We start from the raw sequence: 25,160 nt of genomic DNA on the forward strand, positions 1-25,160 counted from the left end.
TTCGTTGTTAACAATTTTCTGGTGTTCCTTCTCTATCCTTCGCTCTAAATGAGGATCCACAGCCACATGATACAATCGCATTTGGATTATCGATACTAAATCCTCCTCCCATCATGTTCTGTTTAAAATCAATTGTTGTCCCTTCTATAATAGGAATATCTTGATTGAAAAACACAACAGGAATTCCATTTATTTCGTCCAATGTATCTAGTTCATCATTGATGTCATATTCAAAGCCCAATGAATAAGATAATCCACTGCAACCGCCACCTTTGATCCCAAAGCGTAGACGTGCCCCATCTGATTCTTCTTTCATCATTTCCTGAATTTGCGTACTAGCGTGATCTGTAATTGTAATCACCATCGGCAGTACCTCCTTTTTCATGGTTAACTAATAGTATACAAATAATAAATTTACTATACAAACATTTGATATATAAAATGAAGCTTGTAACACTTTGCCATGTTTATCTAATTCCTTATAATGTAATCGGTTCATCATCATATTTCCTTCCAATTGCAGCCTGTAGCCACCCAGAAGTATCCTTGAAAACCTGGTACACCTACACAATTTGCGCAAATTTTCTCTGCGCCGTATATTGTAATCAATACATTTTCATTCACCACTTGCTCCCCTATTTTATAGTTGCTTTTATTTTACAAAATGTTCGTATAAAGGTAAAATAAAATAGACTTATAATAGTGAATATTGCTTTTCAGATAGATTTTTTAACAAATTCATCATATAATGATTTATAAGGAAAGGAGAAGATGGATAATGCAAGAGCAAGTACAAGAAGTTTTGAACAAACTACGTCCATTCTTACTACGTGATGGTGGAGATGTAGAGTTAATTGATGTTGATGATGAAGGCATTGTACTTCTTCGTCTGATGGGTGCATGCGGCAACTGTCCAAGTTCTACCATCACTTTAAAAGCAGGAATTGAACGCGCATTGATGGCTGAGGTTCCAGGTGTGAAAGAAATTGAACAGGTGTTCTAAATAATAGATGATAAGGCAGACATTCATTTGTCTGCTTCTTTTATTACTGGCTGATCCCCAATATCTCCACCTTTACTTAACGGGAGTTTTTGGCTCTTTCCCCTGTAAAACCGAAGCAATATTAGCTAAACATAATTGAATCATCTCTGTACGTGTCTCATTGCTAGCAGAACCAATATGTGGAAGGCATACGGCATTATTCAGCGTTAATAATGGATGATTTTTGCGAATTGGTTCCTCTGCAAATACATCTAATCCTGCTGCTTTAATTTGATTCGTTTTCAATGCTTCAAGTAATGAATCTTCATCCACCACAGCACCACGTGAAATATTAATAAAAATAGCTGTTGATTTCATTTTATTAAATGCAGATTGATCAAATAATTTCTTGGTTTCATTTGTTAACGGAATAACAGATATAACAAAATCTGCTTCATTTAATAGCTGATCAAAACTAACATAAGTTGCCTCCAACTCTTTTTCCGCTTCATATTTTCTTGAACGATTATGATACAATATTGTCATATTAAAGCCTCTTGCACGTCTAGCGATTGCCTCACCAATTCTCCCCATGCCAACAATTCCAATTGTTTTGTGATGAATATCAGTGCCTGCAAGTAAATAAGGTGACCAGTTCTTCCACCGATCCTCTTGTATATACTCAGTTGCTTCAATAATTCGTCTGGCGGTTGCCATCAACAATCCAAAACCCAAATCAGCTGTAGTCTCTGTTAAGACATCAGGTGTATTCGTTATAATTACTTCATGTTGTTTAGCAGCTTCCATATCTATATTATCAAAGCCAACCGCCAAATTAGCAGCAATTTTTAATTTACTGGCTTTCCTTAACAGTTCATTATCAATTTTATCTGTTAACATGCATAATAAGCCATCAGCTCTTGCTACTTCTTCTAATAAAATATCCCTTGGTACCGGCTCAGCTTCTTTTTCCCACATCCGAAAATCAAATAACTCCTGATATGGTTCAATCAGCTCCTCTGGAATCTTTCTTGTAATATAAATGAGTGGGTTTGACATGTTCATACCTCTTTCCTGAAAGTTGTAACTTATAACCAGTTTAACACAGGTATTTGTAAAACTTCATGATCAACTCCTACCATTTCAAATATTTCCCTCAGGTTTTCTTGGTAAATTAGTTGTTTTTTTAGAATATCCTGCAATTCCATATAAGATTGTTCTAGGTTTTGCATTGTAAATCCGCGGTTAATTATATCGAAAAAATGTATAGGAAAAATTAATCTGGCATACAATAAGCGCCAGCTAAACACGGATAGTGATCGTATCGATTGATAGTCATTTATAAACGTAGTCACCTTATACCTTTCCTTCTTATTTAATATCATGAAGCGAATGCATTCTGCCAAATCTCTTGTTGGATGGTCATATACTAATTCATCTGTCCATAATATCGGTTTTTCCAATTCATTGGTATAACGCCTAAAAGCAATTGTGCCCTGATCCGCTTCGTGGTAGCGCCTTTCGTACTGACTTTCCTGTATATACTGAATCCCATTTTCACTGATTCCGATAATATAGGGTAAAACATCCATCAATAAACGATAATAGTCGGAAGAATGTTTTTTGGCTTCCAATTCTATACTACTTTCAAAAGCAGTGAGCTTATCGATCCATAATTGTTTCCATTGGCCATAACTGGAAATTGTTTTTGGCTCATAGCTATAAGACGAGCCAATTTGATGAAAATATGCTAATGATTCACCTGTGGAATACTTATTTTCCAAGAAATCTCGCTGTGCCTGCATAACCATATAGTTTTTGTCCTGATAGGAAGTAAACCATTCACCATGGATATTTGGTATAGGAATCGCAGTATTACTGTACCTATTTTCACTTAAATAATAAGCTAGTGCCGCCTGTTCCATATGAATAATTTCCTTGTTGTCTGCAATAATGGTAAAATAAACATAGTCATCTTGTTTATATCCATCTTTACCATCCAACTCTAATTTCCCTTCAGCATGTATAGCATAATTTGCAGTAAGCATATCTAATAAAGGCAAAATTATCTCCCCCATTTGCTTTTAACATAGTGTATGAGTTATAAAGGCAATTCTTAACCAAAATTTTTTAGAAAAAAGGTGATCTTAGTGGGTAAAAATACAAAGAAAAGTGAATTGGAAATCAAAGCAAGACAGTGGTTAACCGAGCGTGGAGTTACATTAGATGATATTGCAGAACTGGTTTATTATTTACAATCAAAATATCATGATGATTTAAGTATGGAAGAGTGTCTGCATAATGTTGATCGTGTATTAACGAAAAGAGAAGTTCAAAATGCTGTATTAACGGGGATCCAATTAGATGTACTGGCAGAGAAAAAGATGCTGGAGCAACCATTGCAAAAAACAATTGTTACAGATGAAAGCCTGTATGGTGTCGATGAAATAATTGCTTTATCCATTGTTAACGTTTATGGTTCTATTGGATTCACGAATTACGGTTATATTGATAAACAGAAGCCAGGGATTTTGAAAAGGTTAAATGACAAATCAACAGGTTATGTACACACATTTTTGGACGATATTGTAGGAGCTATTGCAGCGGCCGCTTCAAGCAGACTAGCACATGGCACCGCTGATGATAAAGCTTTAGATGATTAATAAATTGTAGTTGTTCCTAGCGGAGAAATCGGCGATTGTGCCGATTTCTTTTGTTTTTTGGGAAGAATATTCTGTTCTCAGGCTAATATTCCGGTTCTCGAGCTGATATTCCCGCTCTCGGGATGATGTTTCCGCCGCTCTTGGGCTGATCTAAATTTCGCCAATCCATTCACGTAAGCTTCGAACATGATAATTAGGTTTTATTTCTAAGTTTACCAGTTCTGCAAAAGGTGTTACCCCGGTTAAAACCATTAGCGTATCTATTCCTGCATTAATACCTGCACGAATGTCTGTATGATAGTTATCACCAACCATTAACGTATCGTTTTTTGATAGTCCCAGTATTCCTAATGCCTCCTCCATAATAATTGATTCCGGCTTTCCAATAAAAATTGGAGCTTTTCCTGTACTTACAGCTATCACCGAAGTAAGTGCACCATTGCCAGGTAATAGTCCACGTTCAGTTGGAATGGCGACATCACTATTTGTTGAAATAAAAGTCGCCCCATTTCGAATTTCAATACAACCTTTAGCCAATTTTTCATAACTAATTTCCCGATCTATTCCAACTACAACATAATCACAAGTGTCCTCTACAATTGTAATTCCCTGTTCTTCCAATGCAGCATGTAAACCTGCTTCACCGATAACATAACACCTTGCATCAGCCTTTTGATGTTTAATAAATTTGGCTGTTGCCAGACTAGTTGTTACAACATGGTCTGGTGTCGATCTAATTCCCATTTTATTCAACTTATCTGAAACAGCTTCTTGTGTTTTGGAAGAATTATTTGTTACAAATAAATAAGGAATACTTTTCTTCTGCAACGTATTTACAAATTCGGCTGCTGCTTCAATTGGTTCACTCCCCTGATACATCGTTCCATCCAAATCGATTAAATAACCTTTGTAGTTTTTCAAGTAAAAGTCCTCTTTTCATCACATAGAATAGAAGAAGAATGAGAGATCGCATCTTCATCCTTCTTCCGGTTTTTCAATTGTCCATTTACAAAAATTATCACCTTTCGTTATACAAGAATGAAAAATTACTTTACTATCAGAAAAAACCTCTTCATAAACAATTTTTTCATTTTTACATACTTGTTGATAAGATGTGGCAATATTAGAAATCGGACAATTAAAATGTTTCATTTCGTAATGTCCTTCTTTCGTTTTATCAACTTCAACCATATAGCCTTTTTCATCTTGGAGTCGTGCTACTTCAGCTATTTTTTTATCAAATTCATTTGTTTTTATCTCTTTTTCAAAGAAGGTTCTTTCCCTGTCCATCCGTCGTGATAATACATCATTCACAGCCTGGGAGCCGTGTATCTCCTCAAGATCCCGCAATAGTTCCAGTGGTAATTTTTCATATTGATTAGGAAATGTGTCATGCCCTTGTTTTGTCAGTTCATAGGTGTAATATGGACGTCCCATTTTTTGCTTAATTGGATTCTTCTTAATAAAACCCTGTTGCTCTAAATCATGGATTTGTTTACGTACTGCTATTTCTGAAATGGTAAAGTAACCCATTATTTCATTAATTGAAAGTTCATCGTCCTTTTTCAAAATATTTAATAGTTTTTGCTTTGTTGGGGTTCTTTTTTTCATAATTATCACCTTCATTTATCAGTTGAAAATGCATTGGCAACTCCTAATTCATTATTTAAATATGTCCGAATACGGGAACTGAACCTATCTAGAACAGGTTTGTTTTTATTCAATATTTCTTTTAATTTTTCGTGATCGATTGCATTATAATTATTTATAATCATTTTCCGTAATTGAATAATTTCTTTATAGCCATTTTCCTCGTCGATTGGTAAAACCTTCTCATCAATCAGTATATCAATGATGTCCTCATAACTTCCTGGATCACGCATAATAAAACCATCAATCATCATGTTGCCGACGTCAAGGGTAGTTTCAATCAGTAGATGTATCATTCTTTCTAATGCTAAATACTCTGAGAAAGTCGCAAAGTTTGCTTTCCCTGCTTCCTTTAGGATTTCTTCCATATATAATAATGTTTGTTCTATTTTACTTCGATCAACAAAATACATTTATAATACCTCCAATAAACTTGGTAACACCACTATCATACCATAATTAGCATGAAGAAAAACATGAAACATGATATAGTTAAGAAAATGTTAAAGTTCTAACAATAGGGTTTCTAAAGGCTTAAAGAAAACAGATGACTACTTAAAAAGTTTTGCATAGATTTGGAATGCACTAATTGCCTCACCGTAATGATTTGTTGATATCTTCCCCAATAGTCAATAGAAGCTGTGGTATATCCACTGTGATATATTAGGTTAATCCAATATTTGGTATAATATATCCTTTCTTTTGCAGGGAAACTATAGGTAAGAAGAAAGGGTGAACCATTTATGGCTAAGAAGGATAAAAAGGCCTATTCTGATTTTTCCAATGTTCGAAACCAGCGCAATGAATTAATACCAGAGGAATTTCCTGAAGGGGCATTTGGTTCTTCGATCAATAAGGAAGAGCCTGTTCACGGTAAATCAACACCATGGATAAAGGGGCAAAAGAGGCAAAGTGCTTATGTTTATCCATATAAAGAGCTGCACGAGGATTTACCGCGGCAAACACCTGGTACTCATCCTCTTCACGACGCTGAAGATAGGGATGTCCACTCAATTAAAGAGCAGTAGTTCATCTAGAACTACTGCTCTTTTTACTTTGGTATTTTTTTCATTACGAAATAAGCACAGCCAAAATTACAGTATTCATATAAATAATCATCCAATGCGCTTATTTTTGTATCAATGGATGCCTTTGCATGTCGATCGTGATAGAACCCCTTTAATCGAAGCTGATCATAGCCCCAATCTCCTACAATATAGTCATATTTAGATAAAATAGCAGAAAAACGTTCATTTAAAGCTCCCTCTTGAAAGCCATCCTTTATATTTTCTATAATTTCGTAATTTTTACCATGTATTTCAATCAAAGCTAATCACCCCCACTTAAGCTTACTATAGTTTATCATATCCATCCCCATCATAACCAGAATAATATATGCATGATATCCAGGCTATAATGCAAACTATTAGGGAAAACGATTTGGTTGTAAGAAGGAGGGAAGTCATGAAACCAAAACATTTTATTTCAAGTGCTCTAATAGCAATTTTTGCAATATCCGGTTGTGGAAATACAGATAATGCTATGGATGAAAGAGATGAAAACATTAATGAACTAGATCCTGCAAGAGAAATAGAGTCTCCAGCAGATGAGGAACTGAACAATAGACTGGGTTATGTACGATATTCAAAAGATCAGCTTGATGATGATGTAGAAAATAATCATCAAGTGACAATAGATCGTACGCAAATGGCAAATATGATTACGAGGATAATCTTACGAAATGATGGATTCGAAGAGGTTGCTACACTCGTTACAGATGAAGAAGTATTAATTGCTTATGAAAAAAATGATGCTATAGAAGAAAGGGATGCAGCAGATATTGCAAAGAAAACAGCCGTATCAGTGATGCCTGAGTTTTTTAATATTTATGTGTCAGATAATGATGTATTAATCAGAGACATCCATAGTTTGCATAACTCAACGACAACCAATAAAAACTATGATAACACGATTGACAGGATTATAAATGAAATGGAAAAATCTTCTCAGGGGAACACAATTGAAGATTAATATTACTACTACTTAAGGTAATCAACATTCCATTAGGACGATCAAGCATTTAAGGGCTAACTCAAGGTTAGTCCTTTTTCAATGAATAAGAAATCAGGTTTAATCTAAAAATACATACTGTCTAACAACAGACTTTTTATTAACAGGGGGTGAAACATATCTATAAATTAATAATCACTTCAATACTAATAATAATTGCAAATCTTATCCAAATTGAAGCCATTCATGCCGAAGAGAATATTTACGAGGAACGGATGGCACTTTTTAAAAAAACAGAGGCATTAACACAAATCCCGTGGTATTACTTTGCAGCAATTGAAAATTATGAACGAAATATTAAAGATAATGATGATAACGAACAAACGATATCCATTGAAGTTCCACCTGAGCTTTGGTTTGGACTTGGAAATAGTCCAATGATTAAAGATAAACAAATCATTGCGTTTTTTAGTGGAAAAGGGAAGGATGGAAATGGAGATCAAAAAGCAGACCCTGAAGACCCCGAAGATATTTTGTATACGATGGCAAATATCATTTTGGAACAGGGTCAAACAAGGGATGATATTAAGATTGCATTGTGGAATTATTACAAAAGAGATCTTACTGTCCAAACCATTATGAATACAGCCAAAGTATTTAAAACGTTTCAGGATATTAACTTAACTGACCGGGATTTCCCTTTAGCTATTCAATATAACTACAGCTATAATAATACATGGGGTGACAGGCGTGGTTTCGGAGGTTTACGAATACATGAAGGAACGGACATATTCGCCGGCTATGGGACACCCGTAAAATCGACAACTTATGGTGTTATTGAAATGATGGGTTGGAATTTATATGGTGGTTGGCGAATTGGGATTAGAGATATCTTTAACATATATCATTATTATGCTCATATGAGCGGCTATAATGATGACATTAAAGTTGGACAAGTAGTAAAGCCAGGCGATGAACTTGGCAGTGTTGGTTCGACTGGTTACGGCCCGCCTGGAACATCTGGAAAATTTCCACCACATTTGCATTACGGAATGTATAAAGATAACGGCAATAGTGAATGGTCATTTGATCCATACCCTTATTTAAGAAAATGGGAGCGTATGGCAAAGGAGAATAATTATTAGAAAACTTGGCATTCATTATAGGGGTTGTTCTAAAACTCCAGTGAAAATGACACATCTTAGGGATTCCTACTATGTAACGATACGTCCTGGGACTGTGCCAAGCCTCACTACACCTAAAACCATTGGACTGTGCTAAAGTTCGGTCCACCGAAAACCATTGTATCGAACGTAGAGTTAGAGGTCATTATCACACGAGAAGTTCGTTGGCTTGCTTTCTTCGTCCTCGGAAAAGAAAAACACTTTTCCTGCATGCTAGCGTTTACTCACATATTCATTGCATACGTTATGTTTCTTAGAATGGTAAATCACCTTTCCTACCTGGGACGTTAACTCGATGAAATTTCCCTTGTGCTCAAAGCTTCACCGCCTTGAACTTCTATATCCCTTTCATCCTCTTTTTTATATGAAGATGGGATTTTCATTTATTGCGATGTCTGTCAGGATATTGGGGTTTTAAACATGCACTTAAAGAAATTCTTATGAAGATTTACTTTTTTAAAACTATTATACTTTGGGGTACAACCTTTTTAGTCGAATATCCTAATTGCACTTGTGGAGTTATGAAATGTTTATACTTCTCTAACAGCAAATAAGAGCCTTTACCATATTGGTAAAGGCTCTTATTACTTATTTTTGAATATTATTTTACTTCTTTGGCTTTTTTCATGGCATGCCTTATGCTTGTCGCTAGACCACCCCATATAATTACCATACCAAGGATCATTACGAAAATTGCTCCACCACTCATTTATTTTGCCTCCCCAGACTTCTTAGTTTCTTCATCTGCTGCGTCAGATGTTTTCCATTTAGTCATTGAGATTAATATTCCAACAAGTAATGCTGCTGCTGCAACAGACCAGCCACCAAACATGATAAACGTATCTGAATAGCCTTCATAGTTACCAGTGGTATTTCCTTCTCCAGTAAATTCCTTCATTAAATTCTGCTTGAACAATCCGAACATCATATATCCCATGACAATTGGCGTGATAATACTTAAGCTTATCGTCCACCATGAACCTAGGCGAATATCTGACACTTCATTTGCATGTGCCTGAATGTTTTTAACTCTGCGCAGAACCCAAGCAATTAATACTACTTCAACCAATCCTAACAATGCAACACCAAATTGGTTAATAAAGTAATCTGCTGCATCAAGGAAGTACAAACCACCTTGTGTAGCAAATATTAATGAAATAACCGCTGCTAATCCTCCACCAAACAGTACCGCCTTTGCTCTTGTAATCTTAAATTTATCTACTAATCCAGCAACATAGGTTTCAGTGATAGACATCAAGGATGTTAATCCTGCCAAAACCAATGATGCAAAGAACAAGAATCCAAACAATTCATTTAATGCCGGGAATTCATTAATGATTGCAGGGAATACAACAAATGCCAATCCTACTCCACCTGCAACAACCTCATCAACACCTACACCAGCCCCAGTAGCCATGAATCCAAGAACAGCAAATACTCCGATTCCAGCCAGCAATTCAAAAGATGAATTACCAAACCCTACAATAAATGCATTATTTGTTATATCCGATTTTTTCGGTAAATAGCTGGAATATGTGATCATAATTGCAAATGCTATGGATAAACTAAAGAAAATTTGTCCATATGCCGCAATCCATACATCTGGATCAGCTATCCTTGTGAAATCAGGTGCAAAAAATGCCTCAAGTCCTTCCATGGCTCCAGGTAAAGTTATTGCACGAATTACAATAATAAGAAAAATAATTACTAATGACGGTATAAAAATTCTATTGGCAATTTCAATTCCTTTTTTAACACCTTTAAATAAAATACCTAACACTACAACCCATACAATTATCAGCGGGATTAATACCCCAGGAACAAGACTCCCTGTTTGACCCGGATCTACAGTTAAATTCAAATGATCACTAAATAAAAATGCCTCTGTATCTGAACCCCAATTTAGATTAAATGAAAAGATTGAATAAGACATCGCCCAAGCAATAATAACAGAGTAGTAAGTGGAAATAACAAATGCAACTAAAACGCCCCACCAGCCAATCCATTCTGTTTTCTTATTCAACCTTTTAAAGGTTAGTGGAGCTGAACCACGAAATTTATGCCCCATTGAAAATTCCATTATTAATATGGGAATCCCAGCTGTTAGCAAAGCGAATAAATATGGTATAAAGAAAGCGCCACCACCATTTTCATACGCAACAGTTGGAAACCGCCAAATATTACCAAGCCCAACTGCCGAACCTACTGCTGCTAAAATAAACCCAGCCCTTGTCCCCCATTGTGAACGTGTTTCCATGTATAGACCTCCTCTTTTTTTTATTCCCTGTTACAAATCAGTGTATGTCCGACTGTAACAGGAAATGTTTAAAATGTTTATTTTTTCTGATATTTATGCTTGTATTATAACGGTACTTTCTTACTATGTCAAAGAATTTATTAAATTTTCTATATTATCATTTAGTTATGGAAGTAATTTACAACGGTTTGTGGAGTTTTCAGTTAGGTATATGGGCTACCAGCAAAAGCGAATAGGTATTGTTTTATCTTGGAGCAAAAAAAGTGTATTACTAGCAGAAGTATTAGCTAAGGTGTTATCGCCCGGTGAGCGCGGATATCACCTGGAGAGCGGGGATATCGGCCGGTGAGCGCAAGATATCGACCGGTGAGCGCAGGATATCAGCGGGAGAACGCAGATATCACCCGGTGAGCGCAGATATCACCCGGTGAGCGCGGATATCAGCGGGAGAACGCAGATATCACCCGGTGAGCGCGGATATCGACCGGTGAGCGCGGATATCGGCCGGTGAGCGCAAGATATCGACCGGCGAGCGCGGATATCACCCGGTGAGCGCAAGATATCGACCGGTGAGCGCGGATATCACCCGGTGAACGCAGATATCGCCGGGTGAGCGGGGATATCGGCCGGTGAGCGCAAGATATCGACCGGTGAGCGCGGATATCACCCGGTGAGCGCAGATATCACCCGGTGAGCGCAGGATATCAGCGGGAGAACGCAGATATCACCCGGTGAGCGCGGATATCGCCTGGAGAGCGCAGGATATCGCCTGGAGAGCGCAGGATATCGACCGGTGAGCGCGGATATCACCCGGTGAGCGCAGATATCACCCGGTGAGCGCAGGATATCAGCGGGAGAACGCAGATATCACCCGGTGAGCGCAGATATCACCCGGTGAGCGCAAGATATCGACCGGTGAGCGCGGATATCACCCGGTGAGCGCAGATATCGCCGGGTGAGCGGGGATATCTGCCGGTGAGCGCAGGATATCAGCGGGAGAACGCAGATATCACCCGGTGAGCGCAAGATATCAGCGGGAGAACGCAGATATCACCCGGCGAGCGCAGGATATCAGCGGGAGAACGCAGATATCACCCGGTGAGCGCAGATATCACCCGGTGAGCGCAGGATATCGACCGGTGAGCGCGGATATCGCCGGGAGAGCGCAGGATATCGACCGGTGAGCGCGGATATCGCCTGGAGAGCTGGACATGACTAGATAATTTCGTTCACTATCCACAGCCCACGTTCACAAATTTGATAATTCCCTAAATAATAAAAAATTCCTTCATCCAAGGATGAAAGAATTTTTTATTATTTATGCTTTATTTAGCTTTGTTTTTGCCAGGTAATTAATAAATAATCCAATAGCGATCACAATTGCAAAAGTTACCACTATAGGAAGAAATACTTGATTTGTAAAACCAATTACCAAATATCCCACACATGCTGCTGCTGCGGCAATTATTGCATATGGTAGTTGTGTTAGAACGTGATCGATATGATTTGCTCCCGCACCAGTTGAAGATAGGATGGTTGTATCTGAGATAGGCGTACAATGATCGCCAAATACAGAACCTGCTAGCACTGCCGCCAATGATGGAAGTAGCATATTTATATCTGTAATAGCAGTCACCTCTGCTGCAATTGGCAGCATAATTCCAAATGTACCCCATGATGTACCTGTAGCCAATGCCATTATTCCGGCAATCAGGAAAAATAAGAATGGCAGTAAGGATGAACTAATAGAAGCATCGTTGACTATTTGCGCCAAAAACTCCCCTGTTTCTAACGTGCCGATAACCGAGCCAATCATCCATGCCAATATTAAGATATAAATAGCTGGTAGCATCGTTTTAATACCTTCAATAAAGATATTAACGATATTTGCCCTCGGTTCATTTTGTTGAAAATGGAATACTAATGATGTTAGTACAGCAATCAATCCACCAACAAATAAAGATAGATTAACATTTGTATTTGCAAAAGTTGCTAAAATTGTTGCATTACCTTCAGTGGCATTTACTCCTGTAATAAGCATCGAAACAACAGTTGCAACAATCAGAACTGCAATAGGAACGAGCAAATGGAATACCCTTCCACTTTTATGCGGTTTAAATGTATCTCCTAAATCACCAGGTACACTATTTTGCTCTGGATTTAGCAATTCACCTGTTTCAATAGCACGCTTTTCATGTGTACGCATTGCTCCAATATCCATTTTAAAGTAGGCAACAAGAAAAACAAGTAATAATGCTGAAAGTGCATATAAATTCAATGGTATCATTTTTATAAATGCTTCCAGTGGTTGAATGTTCGTTATTTCATTTGCTGCAAACAAACCACCTAAAATACCGATTATATAAGCTCCCCAGCTTGAAATTGGTGATAATACGGTAACCGGTGCCGACGTTGAATCAATAAAATACGCAAGCTTTGCACGGGAAATTTTATGTCTGTCTGTTAATGGTCTTGCTATTTGCCCAACTGCCAGACTGTTAAAATAATCATCAATAAAAATTATAAATCCTAATATGGGTGTGATAAACTGTGCACCTGTACGTGTTTTAACACGTTTAATCATCCATTCGCCAAATGCCTTACTACCGCCTGATGCCTGCAGCAACGCTGTCATTATTCCTAATAATAATAGAAAACTGAGTAGGAGAAGGTTCCCTTTATTTAAAGAGCCTTCAGAAACAAAGATGTTATAAAATATTTCCCAAATCTCATTTAGCGTTCTAAGTATATTGAAATCATGAATCATTAATGCTCCAACGATAATACCTGCTCCTAAAGATAATAAAACCTTTCTAGTAAGTAGTACAAGTACCAGCATGAGCAGTGCTGGAATAATTGAAAGAATTGTGCCTTCCATTGATGTTACCTCCGTTTATATATATGTATGAATGGAACATGGAGAAACGCTTGATAAAGACAAAATGCTGACGATCGAGGATACGCAATCAATTTATATTGTCCTTAAAAACACAAAAAGACAACGATAGAAAATAACCATCATTGTCCTTACAATATTCGTTATCCTCCATTTCGATCAGTAGTTCTCCATGCACATTCATTTTAGCATGACAGTATACCCCTTTTTCAAAGCTATACCAGCTATAATAAGTCTGACCCTCATTATGCTTCGGCAAACAATCCTTTTATCAACAATCCAAGTTGTCATTCTCCTGCTGACTACTCATATTATCTGCACCTCTACCTCACCGATCTGATAAGGTTTTAATATTTAATTCTAGATTTACTATACAATAAATTTATTCATCTTGCAAGTCTCCTTGAAAGTCCTCTCTCGGAATAGCAATATTAGGGTCACTTCCACCATAGAATTCTGGTACATCCCCCATAATTGCTCCGCCATCCATATAAATTTCAGTATGAACTTTTGCCACCTCTGTAGTAAATGGGATGACTACCTGTACATCAACCTCAACATAAAGGTAGAGAGAAACCCAGGAAGAATTAATCCCCCACTCTTTTTCTTCCTGATAAATATTCGTTCTTACATTACCGACAAACTCAAGGTTTACCGGTACTTTTGGGCCTAAATTGGCAAGTACAGAGTTACCTGTTACTTGGCCAAGCGGAATCTCTATAATGGTGGGATCCACTTTTGCGAGATCTTCTGCCCCATCACTATATTCTGGAGGATTCTGAAGTGGATTATCAAAAACGAGCGGATCCCCTCTGTTCATATTCAGAAAAAACTCTTCCACCCTGTCTGTTGCTACACGATTTATTTCACTGATCATCGCTGAATTCCAATTATATACTGCTGGATCTCCATTATTATTATATGTAATATTAGCAATATCCTCGAAGTCATAATTTTCGGCAAAACGCACAGCTGTATTAATTGCTCGTGTTGCAAATTCATCAGTTTTTGCTTGCGCTATCTCCATCAAAGTTGGTTTTATACCTCGATCAATAATCCAAATACTTAGTAGAACAAAAACAGCAAAAAGAATCATCGTAATAACAAGCGCATTTTTTCCCGGAGGAGATGTTCTATTCATACCAAATCTTCTTTGATGTCTCAGCATAAAAAAACCCCCTTGTAAAATAATTTATGCTTGTTTTAAAGGGGTTAGAATCCTAAATAATCTTTAATCTATTTTAACTGCAGTTACCGTAACATTCATTACACTGGCTAAATCCAATTCATAAGATGTACTCAGACGTTTTCCATCTTCTAACAGGATCCGGATTACCGGGCGATCACAGATATGTTTATTTTGTCTGACCACAACCCCCTCTCTCCCGTCACTAAGCTGTAGTGACAGACCATCCGGATATACAACAATGCTCCTTTTAAATGCCTCGATCATATTTTTATCAAATAAGTTTATGGCACCTACATAAAGAATTTCCAATCCTTCATGTGGCAGCATTGCATCACGATATACGCGATTACTTGTTATTGCGTCAAAGGCATCTGCAATCCCAATTAATTTTGCGTATTCATGAATCTCATCACCTTTAATTCCGCGCGGATAACCAGACCCATTTAATCGTTCATGATGCTGATATGCACAATGAGATAGAATTGCAGGCATATTAGCTGTCTTCCGTAAAAAATCAAAACCTATTGTTGTATGTCCTTTAATAATTTCAAATTCCTCTTCTGACAGTTTACCTGGTTTTTGTAAAATTTCCGGATCAATAAAAATCTTTCCAATATCATGCAGCATTGCTCCAATACCTATTTCAGTTAATTTCTTATTGGAGAAATTCATTTCCACACCGATCGCAAGCGAATATATTGTTACGTTTAAAGAGTGATGAAAAATATAGTCGTCCGTTATAAAAATTTCGGTAAGCAAGGACAATGACCTTTCATTGCTCTGTAAATCCTCCATAATTTGCTGCACGACATTTGTAAGCTTTTTTCCTTTTTTCTCAAGGATATAAGATCTTTCCTTTATACCACTATCTCTTAGTTCTAGGAAAGTTTCTTTAATTGTTTTACTGGCTTCTACTCTTAATTTATTTGAAAGTACGGATTCCACATTAATATCTTGCGTGAATTCATCTTCTATATAAATATATGTAATCCCTTGATTTAATAATCTCCCGAGCATCTTTTCAGTTATCTTTATCCCTTTTTGGATCAGTACAACACCATTTTCATTATAGATGGATTGTGCTAATATCATTCCTGGAGTTACTGATTTTGTACTGGCAAGTCTCATATTTTCCACAACTCCTATAAAATACGACCTTTTTCGACATTTGTTCCATTAAAATAGTACCAAATTATAAATGAAAACGCTATGGATATTTTAAAAAATTGGGTATTTTTAAAACTATACTTGTGCTGCCTTATCTTCTATTGGTGCTTATAAAACCAACTACTTTTGATTTGTTTGTGCGTAAGAGAGGCATTCTATGCGACCGTTTGCTTTCATAGACGATAACAAAAAATGCCTTCCCCACCAGGAAGACATCCTTATTACGATATTTTTACCAATGCATCCTTGCCTATCATTCCTTCTTCCCAGCCATAGGACCTGGAAGCATCGGTTATTTTTTCTAATGGTGCATGTAATAAATCATCAATCGTCCTGACACCTACTGCCCGGGCGGCAATGATATTACGCCCTCTTAATTTTTCATTACTGTTAAACAGATCAACATCCAATGCTCCACACATAATGTAGCCAACTTCGTTTGAGATCATTAATAAATTTGTTTTTGGCAATTCTACACGTATTGCAGTAAAAAACATTCCCTCAACCTCTAATGGATTAACCGTAATCATTAATTTAAAGGCCTCCTTCGTAATGTACAATATATTTGTATGCACAAAGGAGGTACAGTGTCACTAATTGAATATCCGCTTATTTTCCAGCATAGTCTTTACGCAATGTATCTGCCAATAAATCTCGCAAGAATTCAGGTAAGAAATAACGTTTCACTTCTGATTTTGCTATCTCTGGCAGTAAACGACCAAATGTAAACGTATCTGCCGTCGCTACAGAATAGGTCTGATCAGGATCAAGAGGGGATCCGTCAGTAAATAAAACATTTTTTACATATTCTTCACCATTTTCATGAAAATCTGTTTCCACATCTAATCCGGCGAACACCATTCTCCCAAGGACTTCGCCGCGAAATCCAAAACCTTTTAATTTCAATTCCGTAAAATCTTTCGTAAGCGAGCCACGAATCACTTCAACTAGCTCATCACCTTTAAGCTCCACCATCACCGGATTAATCGGATGTGGGCAAATACGATGGATATCTTTATACGTTATATCCCCTGCCGGCAGTTGATCCAATAGAAGACCTGAATTTAACATGCCACAATCTGCCTTTGTCCAATTTTTAACGGTATTAGTCAACTGTTGCATGATTTCAGTATGTTTAAACCATTTCACTTCTATTGTTTCATTTAGCTGTACAACTGTATTTCCTAGCAGTTTGTCCGCCGCTTCATTCATTTCGTGTAATCTTTGTTCTGTTTGCAGATCTTTTGCTAAATGCGTAATGTCAGTTGTATAAGCCTCTTTTTTCACTAATTCCTGATCCACATTATCCCAAGTTAAAATGACTTCCCCAACATATGCACAATGTTTTCCGGCTGCTGTTATTATCGTATTATTCACATACTCTCCAGTACGTAATAAATGATGTGTATGCCCACCAATTATCACATCAATATCCTTAAATCTCTTAGCAATTTCCTGATCTTCATTAATCCCAAGATGTGATAGCAAAATAATAATATCAGCAGATTCCTTCAATTTTGTTATGTATTTCTCTAAGGCTTCAAATTGCGGGGATATATGCCAATCAAGCAATTCATAAAAAGCGTTAAATGGTGCAGTTAGACCAATAACTCCTATTTTAACTCCATTTACCGATTCTATTTTTACCGTAGGCTTTAGCCAATCCGGTTTGTTATTTTTCAAATTATGTAAATTTGCACAAACCACTTCAAAATTAGCATCATCATATAAATGAAACAGATCATCGTGTGTTAATGTTATTCCTTCATTATTGCCTATTGTTGCCAAATCATATCCGGCATCATTCATTAATTGAACATTCGCTTTTCCCACAAATGCTTCAGCAATTGGATGAACACGATCCATATGATCACCGATATCTACAACCCAACAAGAATCACCTGCAGCTACTCTTTTGGCTTTTGCATCTTTCAGAAAACCTGTAACCTGCGACCAATGTTCAAAATTACTATGTAAATCATTTGTATAATAAAAATAAATTTTCTCCTGCATATGTCATACTCCTTATCCAATACCTTGAAAAATCATTCGTATTCCTATAACAATTAATAAGATCCGCAATATCCAGACAAGCGTTTTTCCCGTCATCTTTTGATTTACCATTGCACCAAGCTTTCCACCAATCCAGGCACCAGGGATAAAAAAGAATACATACTGCCATGCAATATGCCCTAAAGCGATATGTGTACCTGCACCAATAATACTTACAAAAAATATCATAAACATTGATGTAGCCGTAGCAATATGTGCTGGAAATCCAAATAATAAAATCATAGCTGGTACCATTATGGAACCGCCGCCTATCCCAAACAAACCGGATAGCATTCCGACAAATAGAGAAAGAAAAAACGCCTGCCAGATTGAAACCGTGTACTGATATGTTTTTCCGTTTACATGAAAAACTCGTAATGTCTTATTTTTGCCGGGCAGGGCCTGTGTTGGTTCTTTTCGTTTAATAAGAAAAAGCATGGAAATTATAATCATAACAAAGCCAAAGTATAATAAAAAGTCATCTTTATTGACGAATTGATTTAACCAGGAGCCCAATACACTTCCTGGGATGCTTCCAGATAAGAATAACAAGCCAGTCTTATAATCTACGCGACCGACCTTAAAATATGCGAGGGTTGACGACAATGCCGTGAAAATCATTGTCACCAGGGAAATTCCTACAATCGTCTGTGGGGTTGCCCAGGAAAACGCCTCTGAAATCTGATTCAAAAATAACAAGCTTGGAATTAGGATAATGCCCCCACCGAGGCCCATTAGTCCGCCAAGAAATGCGGTGATTACACCAATTAATACACAAATAATAAAAACCACTAGTACCCCTTCAATCTTTCATTTACTATACCTTTATACTAGCACTGATTTGTAGTATTTCCTATTTATATACTTGATGTAACGATTTCGATATATATATTATAGAAAGCCTGTTGAATATAGTTGGGAAATGTATATAGCATTGGCCTCATTAATTCCTATCAGATAATGAAGCTCACAATATCAAAAGGTAAATATATAAGCTGTTATCTATCAAAGGAAAAATCTATAATAACTCAACCAGTTTAATTTCTCAAAATTCAGGATGCGAAAGCTGTAACAATTGGATGACCTCAGCCACTCTAAATCTTGTCATAACTATTTATAGGTTTATTCCTTTTGAACATTATTACTATCCATATATAATGTTCTATCCTTTTGTACTTCAGCATAAAAAACTCCTCGAACAAAATGGGTCCCCGCCCGTATTATTGGTTAAACCAGTCATTGGTTTATTAAATACAGTGTCACGCTCGGTTTCAAGCAATTTAGTTGCATGAAAAATTAGAATAAGATAAGCTTCTTACTGCCAAGTAAATACTAATATTAATGCGAGGTAATTATAATGAAACTTATCGGGATATCCGGAGCATTGGCTGGTGAAAAGACATCTCTGGCCGTAAACGATGTATTAGTCGCAGCCGGACGACTTGACCCAACCATCGAAACAGAATTAATTGACTTAAGAGAGTTTGAGATTGAATTTGCAGTTGGTGCCCCATTATCGGATTATAATGATGATACTTGGGATGTTGTAAATAAGATTTTGGCTGCCGATTTTCTGGTATTTGGCACACCAATTTATCAAGCATCCATTTCGGGGGCATTAAAAAACCTGCTGGATCTTTTCCCCGAAAATGCCTTCAAGTATAAGGTAACAGGGATTGTAGCAACAGGTTGGTCCAATAAACATTTTCTAGTAACAGAATACCAATTAAAGCCAATCCTTTCTTTTTTTAAAGGATTAGTTCCAACAGGTAATGTCTTTATCCATAACGATGCCTTTAACGAAGAAAGTGATGAAATTATCGATCAGGATGTTACCGATAGAATTCAAAAGCTTGCTAATGAAATGATATATTTGCAGCGGGGAATTAATAATAGATAAAGTGTAATTTCAACAGGGGCTTGGGTTGTTATTAGCTGAAAGAGTTGAGAGACAAGTTCGTAGAGAGACGTTTTATTGGAGATTTACACCGATATAGGGCGGAAGTTGAGAGAAATCAGGTAGAAGTTAAGACAAACTGGGTAGAAGTTGAGAGATAATACATGAAAAGACAATTATCTCTCAACTTTAATTGCTTTTCTCTCAACTTAGCTCGCTTTTCTCTCAACTTTGGTCCCTTGTCTCTCAACTAACACTACGCATTTAAATTTTAAGGACAGTCTATCTAATAATTTTCCCATGCCCTTTCATAAATCTGAATCAAATGTGGATCAATCAATGTATTCGGCTTTAACTCCACAGGATTTCCATTATCATTTTCCATTTGCTCATCTTCATCCTTGCCAAAGGTTGTCAGACCAGAAATAATGTCTTCCGTTATGAATTTTGTTGGGACAGTTATGTCCATTTTACCCAGATCTATAGCTTCACGACTTGCCATGACAAATCCCCAATTGCCAAAGCTTGGAACGTCGACATGTAAGTTTTCAGTAAATAATCCTGTCGATGCGACTGTCTCAGATATCGTCCAATAAACTTCAGTTGCAAAAACCGGACTCGTTGCTTGAACCATTGCTGTTCCGCCGGGCTTTAAATGGTTTCGAGCCAAAGAATAAAATTCCTTTGTATAAAGCTTGTTCAGGCTTTCGTTATTTGGATCGGGCAGATCGACAATTATTACGTCAAACCATTCCTCCGTATTTTCCAAAAACTGAAAAGCATCCCCGTTTTCCACATGCACTTTATCATTATTTAGTGAACCCTCATTTAATTCCAGTAAATGCTGATTGGTATTTGCTAACTCCACAACTGCAGGATCTAAATCAACAATGGTTATGTTTTTCACTTCTTCATACTTCAGAATTTCTTTCGCTGCAATACCATCACCACCACCCAATATTAAGATGTTTTCGTGATTCGCTGCAGAAGCCATCGTTGGATGAACCAGTACCTCATGATAGCGATATTCATCTGTTGAGCTAAATTGCAAGGAGCCGTTCAAAAAAAGTCGCACATCTTCCTCATCCTGTGTTAAGGTTACTTTTTGATAGCTGCTCTCTTCCATATGGATAATTGGATCTTTGTAAAGCTTTTGTTCAAAACTAAAGGCCATTGCTTCCCCAAAAAATAATCCAATAATTAACAAGACCCCGATCATGACTCCAATAACAGCATGCAGTGCAAAGTGACGAATTTCCCTACGAAATAGCCACAGAACAATTAATGCTACCGTTAAATTGATACACCCAACTAAAAAAGCAGTTTTAACCATACCAAATTGAGGGCGTAATAAAAAGACGAATAATAATCCACCAATTAAGCCCCCTGCATAATCCGAAAATAAAACTCGTGCTGTGCTTTTATTTAAGGTGACACCAATTTCATTCGCTTTTCGAATAAGAATTGGAAGTTCGACCCCTGTTAAAGCTCCAACCAATAATGTAATAAAATATAAATAAAATGCCTCGGTTCCAGCAGGGGAAAATGCTGTTATACCAAACATGGTAAAACTGGAAAATCCGCCAATGATTGCCACACCAAATTCAATCCATACAAAAGTAATGATTAAATGCTTCATTACCTTTTCACTTAAACTGGCACCGATCCCCATGCCGGTCAAAAACAGCGAAATGGTCAGCGTATATTGTTTAACACCATCACCTAATATATAAGACCCTAACGCACCAAATAACACTTCAAATATAATCCCGCAAATAGACACAATTCCTGATGACCAATAAATAATTCTGCTTTTTCTAACTGCTGCTTCATTCAAAATCCATTCACTCCATCATATAAACCTAGCATGATCAGAAAAGAGGTGAGACGTCGGATTGGTAGAACGCAGTGAAAAGAACCGAGTTCAATATCTAACCTTCTAGTTCAAGTAGGAATGCCTCCCTATAAAAAAACAGTGCGACCATGCAATGACAAGGTCACAGAGTTTAATGTTATGTAATAGACGCCCCGATAACAAATGCCAATCCAATCGATACACTCATCGATATAATTCCGACGGCAACATTATTTTTTAACAGCTGTTCTTCCACTGAAAAATTTCTTGTAAACAAATCAAACAGCCAGTATGCGATCATTTGTAATATCACACCAAATATGCCCCAAATTATCGTTTCATAAATAACATCACTGTTATAGACAGCAAAGGCTAATATAATACAAATCCCGATTATCTTCCCGGCAATGGATAATGCAACAGAATAATTCCCATTTTTTACTTCTTCCATATCCTTGTATTTACGTGTCATATTCTCAAATATAAGTAAACCAATTAAAACAATTACTACAGATATTGCAAAGTAAATAAGTGTAGCTATAAATGGCTCCATTTTATCACCTTCCTTATTTATTTACCTGTTCCTGGTCCGCCGCCTCTGAATGTTGTGCTTCCACGATTAGGTATATCCTTCATACCTCTGTATTCACCTCGGGATCTGCTTCCCCAATTATCTACACCCAACATATTCTCTAATAGCCTAATTGTAAAATATGTACCTAAAAAACTTGATGAATAATTTCGCTTCACAAACTCGTCACTTGCAACCTCGATCAGGAGTACATCCTGATCCTCATCACTTTCCCGCAATGTAATAAAATCATCTGGATAAATTAAAATTTGCTGGTTATCCTTCACTTCACTGATTTCCTCTGGTTTAACAGCGGTAGAAAGTACTGAAGCAAGCTCCGTAAGCGTGAATTCCTTTGTCGCATAGATTTTAGCTGTTTTCGAATCGCCAGTAATGGTATCCATTACTGGAAAATTAGCCTCGATAATATCATCGATTTCATTGTTTGCAGCACTCCCGATCGCAGTAGAGATTTCATCCTTTGGAGGCTCATCTGGAATATCTTCTGCCGTTATGGAACCTTCTTGTTGACCACTAAAAGAACATGCAGTTAATAGTAGGATAAGAAATAATAGTCCAATAAGTAAACTCTTTCTTTTTAACAAATCAATCCCCCTCTTAACAAAACAAGGAGCAGCTTTTTATAGAGGTTTTTCAAAAGCCTATATAAAAAACTTACTGCTCCCATTGCTGCCTGCCTTTATTTTTGATTTATTTTCTCTTTTAATGCAGCTAATTCATCATCAACATTGTTCTTGTTTAAATCTTCAAATTCATCATCCAATGTACGGCTTTTTTGAGACATATCTTCACTTGTTTCTGCTTCTGCTTCAAAACGCATAACTTTTTCTTCCATTCGTTCAAATCCCTGTTTGGACTCATCACTGCCGATTGAAGACATTGTACGATTCATTTTTGTTCGTGTTTTAGCAGATTCAGCACGTGCTTTTAGTGAATCCTTTTTAAGTTGCATTTGCTGATATTCTTTTTTCATTTCATCCAGCTTGCTCCGCAGCACTTCTGAATCATTTTTAGCTCTTTCCCATGACTCGTTTAAAGTTGTTGCAGTCGTTTCATGTTCATTTTTATCCTCAAGGGCACGACGCGCTAAATCCTCATTACCAGCTTCAAGCGCTTGTTCAGCCTGCTTCTGTCTTTTTTCCACCATTGCATTCGCATCATTTGCTTTTCGCTTAAGCATTTTCTCATTAGCAATTTGTTTTGCGACAGCTGCTTCCACTTCGCGAATATCACCGGCCATATCTCGCATAAACTGGTCCAGCATTTTCACCGGATCTTCCGCTTTATCCAACATTGAATTTAACTCCGAACTTACAACTGTTGACACTCGCTTAAAAAATTTAAACATGTATATTCCTCCCAGTAAATTTAGTTGAACTATTTCTTAATTGGATCCCGCCAAAATTTTAATCTCATATGCCTCAATTGGATATCCATGGCTTACCTCAATCTCATTTCCCCATGATTCCAAACTAATAAAACTTACTGCGTCACGATCAGCATAATCAGCGTAATTCGTTTCTGTCCCCTGCAAATTTGAGCTTCTTCCCTCTCCGATTACCCTGGCTGTACCTGATTCTTCCAAATAATAGGTTTTGTTATCATACGTCACTTCTTTTGGGTATGGTTTTGATACTGGCAACTGAATCTTTTTATAAATCCCGAGCTCCAGTTCATCATCCATTTCAGCAGATAACCAAATTGTATCATTTCCTTCCAATAACTGATACCCATACCACTCATAATTTCCATCCCGATATGTGATTTTCCCTACCACCTCGTAATCCCTCAGATCATAGGTCAAGATGTCTCCGATCTCTATCGATAATACAGTTCTTTCCTTTGGAGCAGGCTCACTTTTTTTCCCTGAAAAAATTTTCGAAAACAAACCCACAGCTTCACCTCTTAATTCAAAATTATACGTTCTATATTGTATTACGTTTTTCCTTTAAAAAAGTTTCAAAAAATAATAATTTATTTACTTCAAAGCAGGGACTACACTTTCGGGGCCTCTATATATTGCATGATCACACAAATTGCAAAGATGAGTCAAACGGTTTATACTTTTCGATAGATATATTTTTTTAGACCTAAGGAGATATTTTTACAAATGGAAATAATGGGGAGACAAATAATAGCTGAACTTTGGGATTGCAATATTGATATATTAAATAATATAGAATTAATAGAACGTATATTTATAGAGGCAGCACTCAAGGCAGGCGCAGAAATTCGGGAGGTTGCATTTCATCAATTTGCACCACAGGGTGTGAGTGGCGTTGTAATTATTTCCGAGTCCCATTTAACCATTCATAGTTTTCCCGAACATGGTTATGCCAGTATCGATGTATACACATGTGGTGATAAAGTAGATCCAACTGTTGCTGTAGAATATATTGCCAAGTCTTTAGAATCAAAAATCAGCGAGACAATGGAAATTCCACGGGGGATGGGACCTGTTAAAGCAGAGCCGTTTCAGAAGCTGATATAATTAATAAAAATAATAAATTGAAAAAACATATGAGTTGCGTAATAAAATTAGAACTTATTTATAGGTTAAAACTTCTTTCTTCCAAAGTGTTCATACACATGCGAAACAGCAGAAGAAAAATTAATCGATAAAATATGGCTAACTACAATTGGCGTTTCACCGCCACCAAGCATGAATTAAAAAGAAGGCAATGATCTTTCGTTGCTTTCTTTTTTATTAGGGGGAATAGAATATGAAAAAATAAACTTTTATAAAGTAACCGATGAATACATACA

29 protein-coding genes and 1 riboswitch are annotated in these 25,160 nt (G+C 36.9%); of the genes, 8 read left to right on the forward strand and 21 right to left on the reverse strand.

What is annotated here, in order from left to right:
- Positions 1-7: 7 nt before the first annotated feature.
- Together AC6HVZ_RS14685 and AC6HVZ_RS14690 are read right to left on the reverse strand one after the other, a co-directional pair.
- Positions 8-364: a HesB/IscA family protein gene (locus AC6HVZ_RS14685; RefSeq protein WP_497558926.1), complete on the reverse strand. Its 357-nt coding sequence runs from the start codon at positions 362-364 to the stop codon at positions 8-10.
- Between the two features lie 137 nt (positions 365-501).
- Positions 502-624 carry a hypothetical protein gene (locus AC6HVZ_RS14690; RefSeq protein WP_497558927.1) on the reverse strand — a complete coding sequence of 41 codons (123 nt, stop codon included), beginning with the start codon at positions 622-624 and terminating at the stop codon, positions 502-504.
- Positions 625-748: 124 nt separating this feature from the next.
- On the opposite strand from AC6HVZ_RS14690, the gene AC6HVZ_RS14695 reads away from it, so the two are divergent.
- Positions 749-1,003 (forward strand): NifU family protein, encoded by a 255-nt coding sequence (locus tag AC6HVZ_RS14695; RefSeq protein WP_497558928.1) that lies wholly within the window; start codon positions 749-751, stop codon positions 1,001-1,003.
- A gap of 72 nt (positions 1,004-1,075) precedes the next feature.
- Here the strand turns inward: AC6HVZ_RS14695 and AC6HVZ_RS14700 are convergent, their stop codons facing one another.
- Both AC6HVZ_RS14700 and AC6HVZ_RS14705 read right to left on the reverse strand, forming a co-directional pair.
- Positions 1,076-2,041 (reverse strand): 2-hydroxyacid dehydrogenase, encoded by a 966-nt coding sequence (locus tag AC6HVZ_RS14700; protein ID WP_497558929.1) that lies wholly within the window; start codon positions 2,039-2,041, stop codon positions 1,076-1,078.
- A gap of 29 nt (positions 2,042-2,070) precedes the next feature.
- Positions 2,071-3,045 (reverse strand): YutH/CotS family kinase-like spore coat protein, encoded by a 975-nt coding sequence (locus tag AC6HVZ_RS14705; protein ID WP_497558930.1) that lies wholly within the window; start codon positions 3,043-3,045, stop codon positions 2,071-2,073.
- 87 nt (positions 3,046-3,132) lie between these two features.
- Here AC6HVZ_RS14705 and AC6HVZ_RS14710 point away from each other — a divergent pair, with 87 nt between their 5' ends.
- Positions 3,133-3,645 carry a phosphatidylglycerophosphatase A family protein gene (locus AC6HVZ_RS14710; RefSeq protein ID WP_497558931.1) on the forward strand — a complete coding sequence of 171 codons (513 nt, stop codon included), beginning with the start codon at positions 3,133-3,135 and terminating at the stop codon, positions 3,643-3,645.
- Between the two features lie 150 nt (positions 3,646-3,795).
- On the opposite strand, the gene AC6HVZ_RS14715 is transcribed toward AC6HVZ_RS14710, so the two are convergent.
- The 3 genes from AC6HVZ_RS14715 to AC6HVZ_RS14725 are packed head-to-tail and all read right to left on the reverse strand — an operon-like array spanning position 3,796 to position 5,708.
- Positions 3,796-4,566 (reverse strand): TIGR01457 family HAD-type hydrolase, encoded by a 771-nt coding sequence (locus AC6HVZ_RS14715; RefSeq protein ID WP_497558932.1) that lies wholly within the window; start codon positions 4,564-4,566, stop codon positions 3,796-3,798.
- A 54-nt stretch (positions 4,567-4,620) separates the two neighbouring features.
- A complete protein-coding gene (locus AC6HVZ_RS14720; protein ID WP_497558933.1) occupies positions 4,621-5,256 on the reverse strand; it encodes a helix-turn-helix transcriptional regulator in 636 nt (211 codons plus the stop codon).
- Between the two features lie 11 nt (positions 5,257-5,267).
- Positions 5,268-5,708, reverse strand: a complete 441-nt coding sequence (locus tag AC6HVZ_RS14725) for a DUF86 domain-containing protein (RefSeq protein ID WP_497558934.1) — start codon at positions 5,706-5,708, stop codon at positions 5,268-5,270.
- 330 nt (positions 5,709-6,038) lie between these two features.
- Here AC6HVZ_RS14725 and AC6HVZ_RS14730 point away from each other — a divergent pair, with 330 nt between their 5' ends.
- On the forward strand, positions 6,039-6,323 hold the full coding sequence (locus AC6HVZ_RS14730) for a hypothetical protein (protein ID WP_497558935.1): 285 nt from the start codon (positions 6,039-6,041) through the stop codon (positions 6,321-6,323).
- A 23-nt stretch (positions 6,324-6,346) separates the two neighbouring features.
- Here AC6HVZ_RS14730 and AC6HVZ_RS14735 read toward each other — a convergent pair whose 3' ends face one another.
- Positions 6,347-6,622: a YutD family protein gene (locus AC6HVZ_RS14735; protein WP_497558936.1), complete on the reverse strand. Its 276-nt coding sequence runs from the start codon at positions 6,620-6,622 to the stop codon at positions 6,347-6,349.
- A gap of 137 nt (positions 6,623-6,759) precedes the next feature.
- On the opposite strand from AC6HVZ_RS14735, the gene AC6HVZ_RS14740 reads away from it, so the two are divergent.
- Both AC6HVZ_RS14740 and AC6HVZ_RS14745 read left to right on the forward strand, forming a co-directional pair.
- A complete protein-coding gene (locus AC6HVZ_RS14740) occupies positions 6,760-7,326 on the forward strand; it encodes a YhcN/YlaJ family sporulation lipoprotein (RefSeq protein ID WP_497558937.1) in 567 nt (188 codons plus the stop codon).
- 188 nt (positions 7,327-7,514) lie between these two features.
- On the forward strand, positions 7,515-8,450 hold the full coding sequence (locus AC6HVZ_RS14745; protein WP_497558962.1) for a M23 family metallopeptidase: 936 nt from the start codon (positions 7,515-7,517) through the stop codon (positions 8,448-8,450).
- 640 nt (positions 8,451-9,090) lie between these two features.
- On the opposite strand, the gene AC6HVZ_RS14750 is transcribed toward AC6HVZ_RS14745, so the two are convergent.
- Positions 9,091-9,198 carry a methionine/alanine import family NSS transporter small subunit gene (locus tag AC6HVZ_RS14750; RefSeq protein WP_497558938.1) on the reverse strand — a complete coding sequence of 36 codons (108 nt, stop codon included), beginning with the start codon at positions 9,196-9,198 and terminating at the stop codon, positions 9,091-9,093.
- Positions 9,199-10,746, reverse strand: a complete 1,548-nt coding sequence (locus tag AC6HVZ_RS14755) for a sodium-dependent transporter (protein WP_497558939.1) — start codon at positions 10,744-10,746, stop codon at positions 9,199-9,201.
- Positions 10,747-10,819: 73 nt separating this feature from the next.
- On the opposite strand from AC6HVZ_RS14755, the gene AC6HVZ_RS14760 reads away from it, so the two are divergent.
- The gene (locus tag AC6HVZ_RS14760; RefSeq protein WP_497558940.1) at positions 10,820-11,095 is read left to right on the forward strand and encodes a hypothetical protein; all 276 of its coding nucleotides are present in this window, start codon (positions 10,820-10,822) and stop codon (positions 11,093-11,095) included.
- 969 nt (positions 11,096-12,064) lie between these two features.
- On the opposite strand, the gene AC6HVZ_RS14765 is transcribed toward AC6HVZ_RS14760, so the two are convergent.
- The 6 genes from AC6HVZ_RS14765 to AC6HVZ_RS14790 all read right to left on the reverse strand — a co-directional run bounded on the left by AC6HVZ_RS14765 (position 12,065) and on the right by AC6HVZ_RS14790 (position 18,842).
- Positions 12,065-13,624 carry a Na+/H+ antiporter NhaC family protein gene (locus AC6HVZ_RS14765; protein WP_497558941.1) on the reverse strand — a complete coding sequence of 520 codons (1,560 nt, stop codon included), beginning with the start codon at positions 13,622-13,624 and terminating at the stop codon, positions 12,065-12,067.
- Positions 13,625-13,797: 173 nt separating this feature from the next.
- Positions 13,798-13,976, reverse strand: a riboswitch (Lysine riboswitch).
- 48 nt (positions 13,977-14,024) lie between these two features.
- The gene (yunB, locus tag AC6HVZ_RS14770) at positions 14,025-14,810 is read right to left on the reverse strand and encodes a sporulation protein YunB (RefSeq protein ID WP_497558942.1); all 786 of its coding nucleotides are present in this window, start codon (positions 14,808-14,810) and stop codon (positions 14,025-14,027) included.
- Positions 14,811-14,873: 63 nt separating this feature from the next.
- Positions 14,874-15,959 carry an HD-GYP domain-containing protein gene (locus AC6HVZ_RS14775; RefSeq protein WP_497558943.1) on the reverse strand — a complete coding sequence of 362 codons (1,086 nt, stop codon included), beginning with the start codon at positions 15,957-15,959 and terminating at the stop codon, positions 14,874-14,876.
- Between the two features lie 260 nt (positions 15,960-16,219).
- Positions 16,220-16,528: a YunC family protein gene (locus tag AC6HVZ_RS14780; protein WP_497558944.1), complete on the reverse strand. Its 309-nt coding sequence runs from the start codon at positions 16,526-16,528 to the stop codon at positions 16,220-16,222.
- A 79-nt stretch (positions 16,529-16,607) separates the two neighbouring features.
- Entirely contained in the window at positions 16,608-18,011 is a 1,404-nt protein-coding gene (locus AC6HVZ_RS14785; protein WP_497558945.1) for a bifunctional metallophosphatase/5'-nucleotidase, read from the reverse strand.
- A 12-nt stretch (positions 18,012-18,023) separates the two neighbouring features.
- On the reverse strand, positions 18,024-18,842 hold the full coding sequence (locus AC6HVZ_RS14790) for a sulfite exporter TauE/SafE family protein (protein ID WP_497558946.1): 819 nt from the start codon (positions 18,840-18,842) through the stop codon (positions 18,024-18,026).
- Between the two features lie 565 nt (positions 18,843-19,407).
- Here AC6HVZ_RS14790 and AC6HVZ_RS14795 point away from each other — a divergent pair.
- Positions 19,408-19,950, forward strand: a complete 543-nt coding sequence (locus AC6HVZ_RS14795; RefSeq protein ID WP_497558947.1) for an NADPH-dependent FMN reductase — start codon at positions 19,408-19,410, stop codon at positions 19,948-19,950.
- A gap of 283 nt (positions 19,951-20,233) precedes the next feature.
- On the opposite strand, the gene AC6HVZ_RS14800 is transcribed toward AC6HVZ_RS14795, so the two are convergent.
- The 5 genes from AC6HVZ_RS14800 to AC6HVZ_RS14820 all read right to left on the reverse strand — a co-directional run bounded on the left by AC6HVZ_RS14800 (position 20,234) and on the right by AC6HVZ_RS14820 (position 24,288).
- On the reverse strand, positions 20,234-21,787 hold the full coding sequence (locus tag AC6HVZ_RS14800; protein ID WP_497558963.1) for a polyamine aminopropyltransferase: 1,554 nt from the start codon (positions 21,785-21,787) through the stop codon (positions 20,234-20,236).
- A gap of 172 nt (positions 21,788-21,959) precedes the next feature.
- A complete protein-coding gene (locus AC6HVZ_RS14805) occupies positions 21,960-22,355 on the reverse strand; it encodes a DUF350 domain-containing protein (protein ID WP_497558948.1) in 396 nt (131 codons plus the stop codon).
- 17 nt (positions 22,356-22,372) lie between these two features.
- The gene (locus AC6HVZ_RS14810) at positions 22,373-22,978 is read right to left on the reverse strand and encodes a DUF4247 domain-containing protein (protein WP_497558949.1); all 606 of its coding nucleotides are present in this window, start codon (positions 22,976-22,978) and stop codon (positions 22,373-22,375) included.
- 95 nt (positions 22,979-23,073) lie between these two features.
- Positions 23,074-23,742: a PspA/IM30 family protein gene (locus AC6HVZ_RS14815; protein WP_497558950.1), complete on the reverse strand. Its 669-nt coding sequence runs from the start codon at positions 23,740-23,742 to the stop codon at positions 23,074-23,076.
- A gap of 36 nt (positions 23,743-23,778) precedes the next feature.
- Positions 23,779-24,288: a DUF4178 domain-containing protein gene (locus AC6HVZ_RS14820; RefSeq protein ID WP_497558951.1), complete on the reverse strand. Its 510-nt coding sequence runs from the start codon at positions 24,286-24,288 to the stop codon at positions 23,779-23,781.
- Positions 24,289-24,504: 216 nt separating this feature from the next.
- Between AC6HVZ_RS14820 and speD the strand changes: the two genes are divergently transcribed.
- Positions 24,505-24,885, forward strand: coding sequence for an adenosylmethionine decarboxylase (gene speD / locus AC6HVZ_RS14825; RefSeq protein ID WP_497558952.1), 381 nt, complete (start codon positions 24,505-24,507; stop codon positions 24,883-24,885).
- The last annotated feature ends 275 nt before the right edge of the window (positions 24,886-25,160 follow it).

This window comes from Oceanobacillus sp. NCCP-135, assembly GCF_059698015.1.

Bases quoted from the DNA above. Each gene is read 5' to 3' on its own strand.
- AC6HVZ_RS14685 (WP_497558926.1), bottom strand. From the start codon at position 364: ATGGTGATTACAATTACAGATCACGCTAGTACGCAAATTCAGGAAATG.
- AC6HVZ_RS14695 (WP_497558928.1), top strand. From the start codon at position 749: ATGATTTATAAGGAAAGGAGAAGATGGATAATGCAAGAGCAAGTACAA.
- AC6HVZ_RS14700 (WP_497558929.1), bottom strand. From the start codon at position 2,041: ATGTCAAACCCACTCATTTATATTACAAGAAAGATTCCAGAGGAGCTG.
- AC6HVZ_RS14720 (WP_497558933.1), bottom strand. From the start codon at position 5,256: ATGAAAAAAAGAACCCCAACAAAGCAAAAACTATTAAATATTTTGAAA.
- AC6HVZ_RS14725 (WP_497558934.1), bottom strand. From the start codon at position 5,708: ATGTATTTTGTTGATCGAAGTAAAATAGAACAAACATTATTATATATG.
- AC6HVZ_RS14730 (WP_497558935.1), top strand. From the start codon at position 6,039: ATGGCTAAGAAGGATAAAAAGGCCTATTCTGATTTTTCCAATGTTCGA.
- AC6HVZ_RS14740 (WP_497558937.1), top strand. From the start codon at position 6,760: ATGAAACCAAAACATTTTATTTCAAGTGCTCTAATAGCAATTTTTGCA.
- AC6HVZ_RS14750 (WP_497558938.1), bottom strand. From the start codon at position 9,198: ATGAGTGGTGGAGCAATTTTCGTAATGATCCTTGGTATGGTAATTATA.
- AC6HVZ_RS14755 (WP_497558939.1), bottom strand. From the start codon at position 10,746: ATGGAAACACGTTCACAATGGGGGACAAGGGCTGGGTTTATTTTAGCA.
- AC6HVZ_RS14760 (WP_497558940.1), top strand. From the start codon at position 10,820: ATGTTTATTTTTTCTGATATTTATGCTTGTATTATAACGGTACTTTCT.
- AC6HVZ_RS14765 (WP_497558941.1), bottom strand. From the start codon at position 13,624: ATGGAAGGCACAATTCTTTCAATTATTCCAGCACTGCTCATGCTGGTA.
- yunB (WP_497558942.1), bottom strand. From the start codon at position 14,810: ATGCTGAGACATCAAAGAAGATTTGGTATGAATAGAACATCTCCTCCG.
- AC6HVZ_RS14775 (WP_497558943.1), bottom strand. From the start codon at position 15,959: ATGAGACTTGCCAGTACAAAATCAGTAACTCCAGGAATGATATTAGCA.
- AC6HVZ_RS14780 (WP_497558944.1), bottom strand. From the start codon at position 16,528: ATGATTACGGTTAATCCATTAGAGGTTGAGGGAATGTTTTTTACTGCA.
- AC6HVZ_RS14785 (WP_497558945.1), bottom strand. From the start codon at position 18,011: ATGCAGGAGAAAATTTATTTTTATTATACAAATGATTTACATAGTAAT.
- AC6HVZ_RS14795 (WP_497558947.1), top strand. From the start codon at position 19,408: ATGAAACTTATCGGGATATCCGGAGCATTGGCTGGTGAAAAGACATCT.
- AC6HVZ_RS14805 (WP_497558948.1), bottom strand. From the start codon at position 22,355: ATGGAGCCATTTATAGCTACACTTATTTACTTTGCAATATCTGTAGTA.
- AC6HVZ_RS14815 (WP_497558950.1), bottom strand. From the start codon at position 23,742: ATGTTTAAATTTTTTAAGCGAGTGTCAACAGTTGTAAGTTCGGAGTTA.
- speD (WP_497558952.1), top strand. From the start codon at position 24,505: ATGGAAATAATGGGGAGACAAATAATAGCTGAACTTTGGGATTGCAAT.